Below are 14,108 nucleotides of genomic sequence, written 5' to 3' on the forward strand. Positions count from 1 at the left end.
GGATGGACATTTCTCCGAACCGCAAAGAGGGGAAATTATCGGGAATTTCGGAAAGGCGGGCGGATACGTCGGTCATCGGACAATGAAACAGAGTTTCCCGTACGGGGGAGGAAGCGCCACGATGACCACGTGAACTTTGATCGAGACCGCGCGCAGTCCAGCGCCGTCGCCCTCGCCGACGGCCGGCAGCGCCTCGCCCGCACCGTGGCCACCGCCGCCCACGACTGGTCACCGGCGCAGCAGGAGATGCTGGCCTCGGTGGCGACCCCGCCCGAGGACATCGCCGGGGTGATCGCGCGGCTCAAGGTCGTACAGAAAATTCTTGATTCTCTGCCGCCGAGCCCCGGCGCCAATCGTGTCGCCGCGTTCAACACCCTCTATCTCACGATCACCGAGCAGGTCGCCGAAAGTCTGCGCGGTCCCGATTGCACCGACCCGCAGTGGCTGGAGACCCTGGACGTCGAATTCGCCCGCCTGTATTTCCGTGCCCTCGGCACCTGGGGTGTGGCCGGCGCCGACCCGGCCGACGCCTGGGAGGTCCTGTTCCGCCGCGCCCACGACGACTCGGTCACCCTGATGGATGCCGCCGTCCTCGGCGTCAACGCCCACATCAACCACGACCTCGCCCTGGCCGTGGTCGCCACCTGGGAACGCCTCGGTTTCCCGGGCGACGGCCCCCAGCACCCGGACTACCTGCTGGTCAATCGCATCTTCTACCAGCAGATCCCGCTGCTGCGGCGCCGTTTCGCGACCGCCTGGCAGCTGGAGATCGACCGGTGCGTCGGCGACCTCGACGACTGGAGCCAGCGCATCCTGGTCCGCACCACCCGGGCCATGGCCTGGGAGCAGGCCGAGATCCTGTGGCGCCTGCGCGACGACCCGGAGGACCTGGCCCGGGCCCTGCTGATCCTCGACCGCGCCTCCGCCTGCGCCGGCGAGACCCTGCTCACCGGCACGACCCTGCTCAAGGCCGTCTGGCTGACCGTCACCGCCTGGGCGCGACGCCTGTTCACGCGCCGCTGACCAGCCGCGCCGCGAACTCGGCGGGCTCCACCAGACGAAGGTCGTCCGTCCACCCCTCCGGCTCCGATGCCTCGACCGGCTCCGGCCGCCGCGGTCGGGTGACCCGCTCGATCGACCCCGTCCCGGCCGGCGCGAATCCGGCCGCCCGCAGCGCGGCCAGGGTCTCGGCCTCCGGTTTGACGCTGCTCAGCACCGTCGGCGCCAGCTGTGTCAGCTTCAGCGACCGCAGCGACCGGGTGTGCAGGATCTCGGTCAGCAGCGCCTCGTCGTCGCTGCACAGGCAACAGGCGGCCGGCTGCACCCGGACCCGCCCGTGCCGGCGCGCCACGTCCCCGATCAGGTAGCTCAGGGCCTGCGGCAGCCGCCCGCCCTCGGCGACCGAAGCGAGGCGCTCGATCAGCTCGTCCGCCCGGGCGCCGTCGTCGAACGCCCGCCGCACGCTGGCCGCGGAGAACCGCCATGTCCAGGCGCCACCGCGCGACTCCGCGTCGGCCACCCCGCCCAGCAGGGCCAGCAGCGACGCCGACGGCGTGCCGGTCGCCACCGCGGTCAGATCGTTCTGCAGCATGACGGTCGCGCGTTCGCCGGCCACCATGGCGGCCGCCGCCCGGTGTGTCTCCTCCGGCTCGGCGGCCAGCAGGTGCCGGCCCAGGGCGGTCGGCGCCCCCTGGGCGAGCAGCCCGATGGCGTGGGCCTCGCGCCAGATGCCGGTCACGAACCGCTCGTAGTCGTCGCCGGCGGTCTCCGCGAGCACCGGGTGCCGCCAGGCGAACCTCGCGGCCAGGCCGTCGCGGGTGATCGCCCGCCCGTCCTCGGTGAGCCCGCCGGTGACGCGCAGCAGGGCCGTGCGCAGCCCGATCAGGATGGCCTCCTCCTCGGGATCCCAGTAGAGCGCCCGCTCGGCCGGCTCGCCGGGCCGGGGCGGAGCCAGCGGACAGGCCGGCATCTGCAGCCACGACGCGACGAGGTCGACGAGTTTCGCGCCCGGTTCGAGGGCGGTGAATTCCCCGTACACCGGACCCACGGCCAGCCCGTCCTCATCGGCCGAGGTCAGCCCGCCCGCGGTGACCACCTCGACGCTGAGCCGGGCCCGGTCCTCGTCCAGCCGGACTTCCTTGGCCAGCCGGCGCAACTCCCGGAGCCCGAGCCCACCGGTCTTGAGCAGCCCGACCGGTGACCGGCCGATCGTCTCCATCAGGGCGGCGACCGCCGACAGGGTCTCGTTGGCCGCGGCCGCCGCGTCCCGGGCCACCGCCGCGGCGCTGACCGGCGTGGTCGGCGCCGCGGGCGGCTCGCCGTCGAACGGCGCCCGATAGTCCTCACCGCGCAGGGCCAGCGCCACCTCGCGGGGCATCCGCCCGCCGCCACCCCACCCGGACGGGATCAGCAGCCCGTGCTCGACCGCCCACGGCAGATCCCGGACCACGCCGGCGCCGGAGTAGATGTGGGTCATCGCGAGGCCCGGTTGCTCCGCCACCTCCCGCAGTCGCCGATGGTCCTCGGTGGACGCCCCCGCCGCGACCGCGCGGACATGGCCGGGGTCACCCAGCCAACCGGCGACCGCGGCCACCACGTCGTGCTTCCGTCGCCCGGCGGCCACCCCGAACCGCTCGGCCAGCCTCCGCGCCTGCGGCACGGTGGCGCCGGCCAGCAGATCCGCGGCCCGCGGCCCCAGGCCGAGCGGCTCCGGCCAGACCGCCTCCAGATGATCGGCGGCGAAGCCGCCACCGACCGGCCAGATCAGGGCCACCGCCGAAAGCCCGGCCACCGCTTCGCTCAGGGCAGCGTCATCTTCCCGTACGCCGATGAGCCCGGCCAGCCGTGCGACCGTCCACCCGTCGCCCAGCGCGGCGACCGCCTCGCCCACCTGCAGGCCCGGCCGCGCCGACGAGGCGATCGCGACGGCGAGCGACTCCCGGGTCAGCATGTGCCCGGCCAGCTGCGTCAGCGTCGCCGGCAACGGTTCGAGGGTGAGATCCCGGCGAGCCGCCGCCAGGTCGGCGAGCTGCCGCTCGGTCAGGTTGTGCAAGTGGGTGACGAGGGCGTTGCGAGACTGCTCGGAGACGACCACGGCAGCCAATCTAGGCAATCCGGCACCCAAGATCGAGCAGGTCCCCCGCGAGGGTGTCGAGGATCCGCTCCTCCATGACCGATCGCCCGTGCCGGAGCATCGTCTCACCGAGCGCGGGATCCCACGGTGTCCCGGCCGGAGGGCCCAGCAGGGCACTGCCCGGGCCCACGGCCCGCTCGTAGTCGGCCGCGCTCATCCGCCACGGTGTGACCGACGGATAGCGGGCCAGCGCCGCCGCGGTCATCCGCACCCCGGCCCAGTCGAAGTCGTTGCGCCAGCGGATCACCGTGTCCGGCCGAGCCGCGGCGAGCAGCCGGTGCACGGCCGCCGAGGGCACCCCTTCGGTGCACACCAGCGGAGCGGTCGCCCGTCCGGCCACCGCCCGCAGCACCGCCGGGTTCTCGCAGACGAAGATCTCCGGCCGGTCCAGTACCGGTGGTGTCAGCCGGAGCTGGTGCAGCGTGACCCGGAACGGTACGTGCGCCGCCGCGGCCCCGGTCAGCCAGTCGCCCAGCAGGCCCCCCGAGGCCGGCAGGTTCAGCACCAGCACCTGGCTGGCCAGGTCGTCGGGCACCACCCCGGCCAGTTCCCACAGCGTCCGTTCCTGCTCCGCGCCCACCGGCGGCGGCACGTCGTGCCGGCCGGCCAGGGCGCGCAGCACCAGCCCGCGTACCGGGCCGTCGGCGAGGGCCTTGGTGTCGCCGAGCACCCGTTCGGCGAAGACCGGCATCGGCTCGTCGTCGGCCGGCAGCGCGTCCAGGGCGGCCACCACGTCGGGGAACGGCAGCCCGCCCCGGACGATCCGGGTCAGTGTCCCGTCGCGCCGCAGGCCGTCCACGAAGTCGAGATACCACGGCTGCCCGGCGTGCCGGCTGGCCGCGGCCAGCGCGAGGACGGCGTCGCGGCCGACGGCCTCCCGGGCCCGTTCCCCGGGCCGGTCCCGGAACGGCCCGACCGTCTCGGCCAGTCCCGTCCCGTGCGCCTCGCGCAGGAACGTGTCCAGCTCGGCCAGCCGCACGGTCACCCGGGCCACACCGGCCGGCCGGTGCACCCCGGTCACCCCGATCACGACCAGGCGTTCGGCGTCGTCCGGGGCGGACAGCGACACGGATCCGTCCAGGGCGCCGCCGGTGCGTTCCAGGCTGCGCCGGGCCGCGGCCAGCAGCCGCCGCCAGCCCGGGTCGGTGCTCAGGCCGGGCACCGGCGGGTCTCCGGCGAGCCCAGCGCCCGGGCCAGGGTGCCGTCGAAATCGGCGATGTTCATCGTCCCGTCCCACACCAGCAGCACGGCCGAGACCGTGTGTTCCACGGTGGAGTGCGACAGGTCGTAGTGCGCGCACCCGGTCACCGCGGGATGGGTGGCCCACAGGTCGTACCCGGTCATGAACAGGTCCAGGTCGAACTGCTTGGCCAGCGACATCAGCTCACCGCGGCCGTTGTCGTCGACACCGGCGAACGCCTCGTCCAGGCCGAGCAGCCGCGGCGCGTCCGGCCGGGCCGAGCCGAACAGCGCGTTCGCGGCCGCGAACAGTGGCAGGTGCAGCGACACCGACTGCTCGCCGCCGGACAGCTGGCTGTGCCGGGCCCGGGTCAGCGGCTCGGTCGTGCCGCCCGGCCGGTGCAGGGCGAACGCGAACACCCGCCACTGCCGGTAGTCGAGCACCTCGGCCAGCAGTTCCCGGTACGGCTTCTCCGGCGCCTGCGCCCGTGCCAGCTTGATCCGGGCCGCGAAGTGGCGCCGCAGCGTGGTCAGCTGTCCCGGGCCGAGCCGGGCCGGGTCACGCTCCAGCATCTTGCACACCTCGCGCTGTTCCGGGTCGAGGTCGTCGGCGAGTCGCCAGCCGACCCCGACCGTCAGCCCGGACGACATCCGCCGTGCCCGCATCTGCTCGTCCATGGCGTCGACCAGGTCGCGCGCCTCGATCGTGCGCCGATGGATCTGCCCGGCCAGCTGGCCCAGCAGTGCGTCCTCGAAGACCCGCTGCTCCGCCTCGGTCAGCAGCTGCTCCTGGTCCCGGCGTTCCCCGGCGATGCGCTGGGCGAAGTGTGCGACCGGGGTCATCCCCTGCTCGTCGGCGACCCGTACCACGATCACGCCCTCGTCGGTGTCCCACTCCGGCCGATGATCCAGCCCGGCCGCCGGCAGTTGCGCCTGCAACTCGGTCAACGCGCTGGTCAGCCTGGTCGCCGACTGCTTCAGCGAGCTCTCGGTGGGCGTCAGGTCGCGGGTGGCGGACAGGATCGCCTCGTGCAGCGCGACCACCTCGGGCGCAAGATCAAGATCCGGGTCGTCCGCGACCGGCCAGCGCAGGTGCTCCGGGCAGCGCATCAAACCCAGCAAATCCGATTGGGCGTACGGCCGCAACCGCACCGCCTCGCGCCGAGCCTCCCCGATCGCCTCCTCGACACCCTGCTCCTCAACCCGCACCCGCTCGCGCGCGGCGGCGCGTTGCTCCCGCGCCTGGCTGTGCGCGTCCCGCACCTCGGCCAGGGTCGTCTCGGCCGCCGTCACCGCTCGCTCGGTCTCGGCGACGTCGGCGAGGACCTGCGCCGCCTCGGCCCCGATCGCCGCGCGCAGCGTGGTCAGTTCCTCGTCCTTCTCGGTGTGCCGCGCCCGTGCCTCGCGGGCCGTCCCCGCCGCCGTCTCGGCCCGCAGCTCGGCCTCGGTGTGCCGGTCGGCGGCCTGTTCGGCCTGCTCGTTCGTCCGGTCCGCGTTCTCGTGGGCGTGCCGCAGCTCGATGCCGAGCGTCGCGAACCGGTCCAGCGCGTCCTTCGTCGCATCGAGACGGTCCACCGGCAGCGACCGCTCGGCGACCGCGCGGCGCAGCCCGGCCGCGGCGGACGCCTGCTCGGCCACGGCCGCGTCGAGTTTTCCGGCGGCGTCGAGGGCGGTCTCCCGCCGTACGCGCAGAATCGTCGCGGCCGTGTCGGCCTTGCGCTCGGCGTCCAGGATCGCGGTCCTCGGCGGCAGCGCCGCGCCGGCCCGTTCGACCCGCGCCAGCAGTTCCCGGCGTTCCGCCCGCTCCTGCCCGACCGCGATGATCGCGGTGTCGAGTGCGGCCAGCCGCTGATCGCAATCGGCCAGGCGAGCCGCGCGGCGCACGGCCCGGGCGGTCGCCCCGATGTACTCCGGGCGCTCCTTGGCGAACCGCCCGACCCCGCTGCCCTGCGCCCACCGTCCGTCACCGGCGATCCCGGACGGGCCGGTCAGATCACCCAGCGCGATCCCGGCGAGCACCGCGGCGATCCGGCCGGCCGGCACCATCTCCTGTTCCTCGGCCACCAGCACCCCGGCCAGGGTGTCGCCCGTGACCGGGGCACCGGCCCGCAGATAGGCGTCGTGTTCACCGGGCTCGTCCGAGGCGGGGTGCACCCACGCGTCGAGCAGGCCGGACGCGTGCAGCGCGGCCTCGATCCCGGCCGCGTCCGCCTCGGGCACGTCGTCGGCGAACCGCACCAGCTGCCACAACGGCGCACCGACGCGACCCGCACGGGGTGCCGGCCGGGTCGGTGAGGGCGGGGGAGCGTCGTCGTGCTCGGCCGCGATCGCCGCCCGCTCGGCCCGCACCGCCGCCCGCTCGGATCCGAGCTGGTCGGCCCGGCTGCCGAGCGCCGAGATCTCGTCCCGGATCGCCCCGGCCGGCGCCTCGACCCGCGCGTTGTAGAGGTCCCGCAGCGACGGCGCCTGCGCCACCACCACGGCCAGCTGTTCCGGCAGGCCGGTCAGTTCCAGCCCGGCGAGCAGGTCCGCGTGCGCGGCGCCCCACGCGTGGACCTCACCGACCGTCCGGTCGACGGCCTCCCGCAGCCGCTCCTCGGCCGCCGTCTCGTCGGCGAGCGCCTGGTCCACGGCCGCCTTCGTGTCCCGGTCGGCCTCGGCCGCGCGCACGTGCTCACGTTCGGCCTCGGCGAACCGGTCGGCCAGCGCACGTACTGCGACCACGTCGGCCCGCCGCGCCTGCGTCCGCGCCGAAAGCCGGGTCGCCAGCCCGTCGGCGTCCGCGTCCCCGGCCCGCCACTCGATCCCGCCGGTCTCCGCCTCACCCGCCAGATCGGCCCCCAACCGTCCGATCCGAGCCTGGGCGTCCCGTGCGGCCGCGGCGGCCGTGACCGATTCCGCCCGCCGCCGCCCGGCCGTCGCGACCTCCGCCTCGACCGTCTGCTCCTCGCGGCCGGCCTGCGCCGCGAGGTCGTGCACGTGCCGTTCCAGGTCGGCGAGCTGCTCGTGCGACCGGTAGGCGGCCGACCCCTTGAGCCGTTCCAGGTGCGCCCGCAGCCGCCCCGGCTCACCCTCGGCGGCCCGCAGCCGCTGCTCGGCAGCGTCGGCCCGCTCCTGCGCGACCCGTTCCGACTCCCGGTCAGCGGCCAGCCGGCCTCGCCGCTCACCGACCGCGTCGCGGCGTGTGGTGAGCGCATCGGCCGCCGACCGCGCATGAGTTCGCAGGTAGGTGGCGTACACCCCGAGGAACGCGCCGGTCGCGCCATCGGCGGCGATCAACCCTTCGAGGGTACGGGCGACCGCCTCCATGTCGTCGAACGAGCGCGCCGCCTCGACCAGCAGATGATCCTCGACCGGTCGCAGCCCGCGCTGCAGGGTCCGGGACAGCTCCACCGGGTTGAGATCCTTCGCCAGCTGCGGCTTCCGCAGGGTCAGCACCAGGTCGAGCAGTTGCTCGTACCGGGCCGGCCCGAGCCCGAACAGTCGCGCGTCGACCAGATGCCGGTACTCCTCGGCCGAGTCCCGGACCGCGTCCGGTCCCAGCCGGTCGATCAGGTCGCGGCGCGACACCGGGCGGTCGTCGGCGTCCAGAATCGACAGATCCACCCCGACCCGGCCGTCGGCCACGAAGTGCCAGCGGGTCACCCGGTCGTTGTGTTTGTGCGCCCGCAACCCGATGCCGACGGTCACGAACGACTCGCCGTCGCCGAACTCCATCCAGACGTAGGCGTACGACGACTCCTGCCCGCGGTAGAGCAGGTTCGACTTCATCGTCCGGTCCTCACCGGCGAACGGGTTCAGCCGCCGCGGCTCGATCCGCCCGTCCAGCACGAACGGGAACAGCACCTCGAGGGCCTTGGTCTTGCCGGACCCGTTCGGGCCGCGCAGCACCAGCCAGCCGTCGACGAACAGGAACTCCTCGTCCCGGTAGTCCCAGAGGTTGACGATCCCGGCGCGGGTGGGGGCGAAACGTGCCAACGAGATTCCTTCTTCAGAACAGCGTGCGCTGTTTGACCTGGGCTTTCGTGCTGCGATAACGACCGATCAGCGGGCGCGCCAGCACGCCGCCGGGCACCGCCGCCACCGCGTCGAAGCGTACGAGCAGCGCCACCGCCTCCGCCCGCAGCCGCTCCGGATCCGCGTGCCAGGCCGCGCCGAACGCCGACCCGTACGAGCGCAGGATGTCCGCGGTGGCCTCGCGCAGGAAACTGTCGGTGATCAACGGCAGCCGGGTCTCACCGGCCTCGTCGTCCTCCACCGTCGCGGCCGGCTGCGGATCGTCGCCGGGCATCGGCACGCCCGCGGGCAGGCCGGCATCCACCTGGGCGACCAGCTTGACGTGCTCCTCGCCGGGATCGGGCATCGGCATCCGGCGCGCCTTGCGACCGTCCGGATCGGCCACCCGCTCGGCGATCGCGACGGCCAGCAGCACCGCCGCCTGCGCCACACTGCCGGTGCCCGGGAACCGCTCGGCCGACCAGCCCGCCGTGTCGACCAGCAGCACGCCCTCGGCCCGCCGCTCCAGGCGCAACCCGGTCAGCCGGTACAGATCGGCCGGCAGCGCCTGACCCCGCAGGTGGTTGCCGACCTCGGCGCTCACGTCGCCGAAGTACACCACCGGCCGTTCCAGCACGCTGCGCCGGGCCGCCTGCGCCGCGGCCCGCCGCTCGGCGTTGCCGCTGCTGCTCAGCGACCGCTCCAGCAGTGCCGTCACCGATTCGATGTGCTGCAGCACCCGCGGCGGCCGGAACAGGGCGAACACCGCGTCCCGGGCCACGTCGTAGAGCGCCTCCCCGGCACCCGGATCACTCGCCCAGGCCGAGCTCGACCCGTCGGCCAGCCGCAGGACACCCCGCTCCTCCAGCCAGGCGACCGCGTCGACGAACGCGCGCCGATCGGCGCCCGAGTCCGGGTCCAGGCCCAGCCCGGTGATCCGGTTCGCGTCGCCGGACACCGCGTCGGCCAGCTCGCTGAGGGTGATCTGGATACCGGCCCGGCCCAGCGTGGCCAGGCACAACGACAGGTACGCGTAGCGCCGCCGGTCGAACGGCCGCCCGGTGCGCGACAGCGCCGGCCGGTCGGTGACGAGCCGGTCCGCGGTGCGCACGAGACGGGCCGTCGCGCCGTGCAGCTCCAACCGGTAGCCGAACGCCTCGGACAGATCCCGGCGCAGCTCGGCCGCGAAACGACGTACGCGAGCAAGGGCTTTCTCGTCGGGAAACGTCGCGGTGATCAGCGGGTGGCGCAGCAGCAGGCGCACGGCCCGCTGGTAGTCGGCCAGTTCCAGATCGGAGACCTCGGCGGCGAACCTCATGCGGCCACCGCGGTGTGCCCGGCGGCCGTCACCGACAACTCGTAACCGTCCAGGTGCAGCCGGCCCGACCGGGTCACCACCGTACTGAACCTTCCCGGACACGGGGTCAACGTCAGCCGTACGCCGAAAGCCGCCGCGGCCAGCGGTGTGTCCCGGCGACCGGCCGTGCGGGCCGAGAGCGCGATGTCCAGCAACCGCCGCAACGCGCCGGCCTGGGCGTCGTCGAGCTCCACGTCCTCGATCGCGACCAGTCGCGCCGCCGCGTCGGCCTGGCGGCGCTCCTCGGCCACCTGCCGCTCCCGCAGCATCCGCCGCGAGGTCTCCGACCGATCGATGCGCGCCGGCCGCCCGTTGCCCTGACCGGGCATCCGCCCCGACTGCACCAGCGACCGGGACAACTCCACCGCCGGAGCATCCCACCAGGACAACCGGCCCGCGATGGCCTCCGGATCGGCGTAGGCCACCCCGGCGTGCCGCGGCCCGCCCAGCCCGAACACCACCTCGAAGATCGCGTGCGCGGCCGGCTCCGACCCGGCCCCGGTGAACCACGCCGCCAGATGCCGCAGCTGCGACTCCCGGCTCACCCCACCCCGGCGCGCCTCGGTCACCCGCCGCAGCAGCGCCAGGACGTCCCCGATCGCGGCCATCGTCGCGCCCCCGAGCCGCTCCGCCTCGCTCGGCGCGTCACCGGCCGGCGCCAGCCACGACCGCAGACCCGCCCACCGCCGCCGCCAGTCGGCCAGCCGCTCGGCCGGCGTGGCGAACAACCGATCGTCGGCCTCGGCGGCCGCCTCGATCATCCGCTCCAGCCCGGTCGCCTCGGCCTCGGCCACCGCCTCGCGCAGGCGCGGCGTGTACCGCTGCAACTCGTCGTGGAAGTCCCGCAGATGAGCCAGCAGAGCATCCTTGTGATTCAAGAACACTTCCGGGCGTACGTCGTGAGTGCGGCCCAGATCCCCGAGCATGTGATAAAAACGCGCCGCGCGTTCGGCCACGTCGGCCAGGGCCCGGTCCAGCCGGTTCAGCTTCCGGTAGACCTCCTCGGCGTCCCCGCTCTCGTTCGCGTCCCGCAGCGCCTTGAGGTCGGCGAGCAGATCCGCGAAGACCAGCCGCGACAGCGTGCTGTCGTCGAGCCCGGCCGCGAGCACACTCTCCACCGCGCGATGCGCGCGATAACCGGCCTCGGTGAACTGGTAGACCGAGTGCCGATTCCGGTACTCGGCCAGTGTCGCGGCCCGCGCGCCGTCCTGACTGCGGTCCAGCACACCCCACTCGACCAGCGCGTCCAGCAGCCGCGGCAGCTCCAGCGTCGCCGGATCCGGACATTCCGGATGTACGTCGGCCAGGCCGTTCAGTGCGGCCTGGACCTCGGAGGTGTGCAGCACGACCTGGTAGCTGTTGCGGGCGCTCTCGAAGGCGCGCAGCAACCACAGGTAGGCGACCCGGTTGTCCGCGTTCACATAGGAGAACAGCCGCAACCGGTCGTCGACCCCGAAGTCATCCAGCCCGAACGATCCCGCCATGCACGCCCTCTCCGAGGAATCGGTTTCAGCCTATCGAGGCATCCGATGATCCACCCAGTCCGGAACCCGGTCGGGTGAACCCCGGGCCTGCGCACATTCACCCTTGTCGTGCAGAAATAGTCGTGCGTAAGGTTGTCGGGCGTCACCCCTTGCATCGATGACCACGAAAGACGGGGACATGTCCGGATACCCGCCCGTGCGTGAGGTCGGTCGATGGCCGCTCCTCGCCGACGATCTCTTCCGCCTGGCCCACGACGGGCCCAAGCTCTGCGTCGATCACGACCTCATCGCCGTCGGGCTGGCCTGTGCCCTGCTGGCCGAGCTGTCGACCATGGATTACCTCACCGTCGACGGCGACCGGCTGCTGATCACTGGGCAACGCCCGCCGCCCGACGCGCTCGCGCACACCGTGCTCACCGAGATCCTGAGCCAGCCCGACCCGGTGCCGGTGCCCGACTGGTTGCGCTACCTGTCGGCCCGCCAGTTCAATGTGTACGAGCAGGTCGCCCGCCGGCTGATCCGCTCCGGCGACCTCGTCGAGGTGCCGCGCCGGCGGCTGTTCGGGCCGCCCCGCAGCGGTTACGCGCCGACCGACAACAACAAGGCCTACTGGACCACCGCCCGCCTGAACACGGTGGCCGAGCGCGGCTACGCCTTCGACGCGTTCGACCAGGTGCTGGTCGGGCTCTGCCTGTCCACCGGCGTCTACCGCCGGGTGTTCAGCAGCCCGGCCCACGTCATCCGGCGCCTCGGGCACGACAGCCGGCGGACCCGGCCACCGATCCCCACCCTGCTGCGCCACCTCGACCGGCTCGTCGGCAACGCCGTCGCGATCAGCTGACCCTTCTTCTCCCGGGAGTATCTCCGTGTCCCACCACCCCTCGCGTAACACGATCGAGCAGACCCTCGCGGCCGGCCGCCTCGGCGTGTGGCCGGTCGTCTGCATCGTGATGGCCGCCGCCGCACCGCTGACCGTCATCGCCGGCGGCGCCACCACCGGCTGGGCGGTCACCGGCGTCATCGGCATCCCGATCGGCTACCTGCTCGTCGCCCTCGTGCTCGCGGTCTTCTCGGTCGGCTACGTGGCGATGTCGCGCCAGGTCGTCAATTCAGGAGCCTTCTACACGTACGTCACCCACGGGCTCGGCCGGGTGCCCGGCGTCGGCGCGTCGGCCGTGGCCGTGCTCGCCTACAACGCCATGCAGATCGGTCTCTACGGCGGGTTCGGCCAGGTCAGCGCCGACTTCATCGACGCCCACACCGGCTGGTCGGTGCCCTGGTGGCTGTGCGCGCTGGCCGGGTGGGCGGTCGTCGGGCTGCTCGGGGTGCGCCGCGTCGACCTCAACGGCCGCGTCCTGGCCACCCTGCTGATCGGCGAGATCGGCGTCGCCCTCGTCCTCGCCGCCGTGCACGTCACGCATCCGGCCGGCGGCCGCCTCGACCTCACCGCGATCTCCCCGGACCAGCTGTTCACCGCCGGGATCGGCGCGGTGCTGGTCACCGCCATCACCGGATTCGTCGGCTTCGAGGGCACGGCCGTCTTCTCCGAGGAATCAAAGGATCCGCAGCGTACGGTCGCCCGGGCCACCTACATCGCGCTGGCCGTCATCGGCGTCCTCTACAGCCTGTGCGCCCTGGCCATGACCGTTGCGGTCGGCCCCGGCAACATCGTCGCCGCCGCCACCGAGCACGGCACCGAACTGATCTTCGACCTGGCCGCGCCGTACGTACCCTCGTCTTTGCTTGTTCTCGGGCATTTGCTCTTCATCACCAGCCTGTTCGCGGCGCTGCTGTCCTTCCACAACACCGCGGCCCGCTACTTCTTCGCCCTCGGCCGTGAAGGCGTGCTGCCCCGCGCCCTGGCCCGCACCAGCGTGCGCAGCCGATCCCCGCAGATCGCGTCGATCACCCAGACCGTCATCGCCCTCGTCGTGCTCGGCGTCTACGCCTACGCCGGCTGGGACCCGATGATCAACCTGTTCTTCTGGATCACCGTCACCGGTGGCCTCGGCGTGCTCGTCCTCATGCTGGTCACCTCCATCGCGGTGGCCGGCTACTTCCTGCGCCCGGGCAACCGTGTCACCGTCGGCGCCGCCCGCGGCCTGCTCGCCCCGACGTTGGCCACCGCCGCGCTCGGCTGGATCCTGGTCATCACCCTGCAGCAGTTCCACGTGCTCCTCGGCGTGGATCCGTCGTCACCGTGGCGATGGATCTTCCCGGGCGCTTTCGGTGTCACCGCGGTCCTGGGCATGCTCTGGGCTCTCTACCTGCGAGCGGCCCGCCCGGCCGTGTATGCCGCCATCGGCGCCGGCGCCCACCACACCGTGATCGACGCCGCCGTCAGCGCCGGAGACCGGTGATGAGCCCAGCCGGTATCCGCCGCGCCACCGCCGCCGACCTCACCACGGTCACCGGCATCCTCGCCGCCGCCTTCCAGGACGGCGACCTGGCCGACTGGCTCATCCCCGACCCCGGCCGGCGCCGCCGCGTCTACCCGCCGTACTTCGCCATGCTCGCGGCCCACGCGCTCACCCACGGCCACGTCGACCTCGTCGAGGACACGGCCTGCGCGCTCTGGTACGACACGCCGGCCGGCCCGATCGACAACTACGACCAGCGGTTGGCCGCCATCACCGGGCCGGCGCTGCACCGCTTCCAAACCCTCGACCGGGCGATGGCCGCCCACCATCCGGACGGGGCGCACGCTTACCTGGCCTTCCTGGCGGTCACCCCGTCCCACCAGTCCCGCGGCCACGGCTCAGCCCTGCTCACCCACCACCACACCCGCCTGGGTGGGCCCGCCTTCCTAGAGGCGACCGGCTCAAGAAACCAAGCGCTGTACGCCCGCCACGGCTACAGCCTGCTCGGCTCCTACCGGATCACCACGGATGGGCCTCTCCTGCACCCGATGACGCGAACCAGTGCCGATGCTCACGACGATCCACCAACCCGTTAGCGA

Annotated in this window: 9 protein-coding genes; 4 read left to right on the forward strand and 5 right to left on the reverse strand. The window is 73.3% G+C overall.

Going from position 1 to position 14,108, the window contains the following annotated elements; translation table 11 throughout:
- Window positions 1-129: 129 nt before the first annotated feature.
- Window positions 130-1,023, forward strand: coding sequence for a DUF5995 family protein (locus tag ACSHV8_RS02125; protein WP_436528822.1), 894 nt, complete (start codon window positions 130-132; stop codon window positions 1,021-1,023).
- Here ACSHV8_RS02125 and ACSHV8_RS02130 read toward each other — a convergent pair.
- From ACSHV8_RS02130 to ACSHV8_RS02150, 5 genes are read right to left on the reverse strand one after another with little or no spacing between them, the layout of a single operon-like run.
- Entirely contained in the window at window positions 1,010-3,094 is a 2,085-nt protein-coding gene (locus ACSHV8_RS02130) for a helicase-associated domain-containing protein (protein WP_436528824.1), read from the reverse strand. The two genes, ACSHV8_RS02125 and ACSHV8_RS02130, sit on opposite strands and share 14 nt — an antisense overlap.
- 10 nt (window positions 3,095-3,104) lie before the next feature.
- Complete coding sequence (locus ACSHV8_RS02135) at window positions 3,105-4,295, reverse strand: TIGR02679 family protein (protein WP_436528826.1); 1,191 nt, start codon at window positions 4,293-4,295, stop codon at window positions 3,105-3,107.
- Window positions 4,283-8,290 (reverse strand): TIGR02680 family protein, encoded by a 4,008-nt coding sequence (locus ACSHV8_RS02140; RefSeq protein ID WP_436528827.1) that lies wholly within the window; start codon window positions 8,288-8,290, stop codon window positions 4,283-4,285. The genes ACSHV8_RS02135 and ACSHV8_RS02140 overlap by 13 nt, the downstream gene beginning before the upstream one ends.
- Before the next feature lie 13 nt (window positions 8,291-8,303).
- A complete protein-coding gene (locus ACSHV8_RS02145) occupies window positions 8,304-9,626 on the reverse strand; it encodes a TIGR02678 family protein (protein WP_436528829.1) in 1,323 nt (440 codons plus the stop codon).
- Complete coding sequence (locus ACSHV8_RS02150; RefSeq protein WP_436528831.1) at window positions 9,623-11,149, reverse strand: TIGR02677 family protein; 1,527 nt, start codon at window positions 11,147-11,149, stop codon at window positions 9,623-9,625. The genes ACSHV8_RS02145 and ACSHV8_RS02150 overlap by 4 nt, the downstream gene beginning before the upstream one ends.
- 157 nt (window positions 11,150-11,306) lie before the next feature.
- Here ACSHV8_RS02150 and ACSHV8_RS02155 point away from each other — a divergent pair, with 157 nt between their 5' ends.
- The 3 genes from ACSHV8_RS02155 (at window position 11,307) to ACSHV8_RS02165 (ending at window position 14,105) form a co-directional block, all read left to right on the forward strand.
- On the forward strand, window positions 11,307-11,990 hold the full coding sequence (locus ACSHV8_RS02155; RefSeq protein WP_436528833.1) for a GOLPH3/VPS74 family protein: 684 nt from the start codon (window positions 11,307-11,309) through the stop codon (window positions 11,988-11,990).
- Between the two features lie 109 nt (window positions 11,991-12,099).
- A complete protein-coding gene (locus ACSHV8_RS02160) occupies window positions 12,100-13,509 on the forward strand; it encodes an APC family permease (RefSeq protein ID WP_436536671.1) in 1,410 nt (469 codons plus the stop codon).
- The gene (locus ACSHV8_RS02165) at window positions 13,509-14,105 is read left to right on the forward strand and encodes a GNAT family N-acetyltransferase (RefSeq protein ID WP_436528835.1); all 597 of its coding nucleotides are present in this window, start codon (window positions 13,509-13,511) and stop codon (window positions 14,103-14,105) included. The genes ACSHV8_RS02160 and ACSHV8_RS02165 overlap by 1 nt, the downstream gene beginning before the upstream one ends.
- The last annotated feature ends 3 nt before the right edge of the window (window positions 14,106-14,108 follow it).

The organism is Actinoplanes sp. HUAS TT8 (assembly GCF_051380535.1).
Classification (GTDB): domain Bacteria; phylum Actinomycetota; class Actinomycetes; order Mycobacteriales; family Micromonosporaceae; genus Actinoplanes.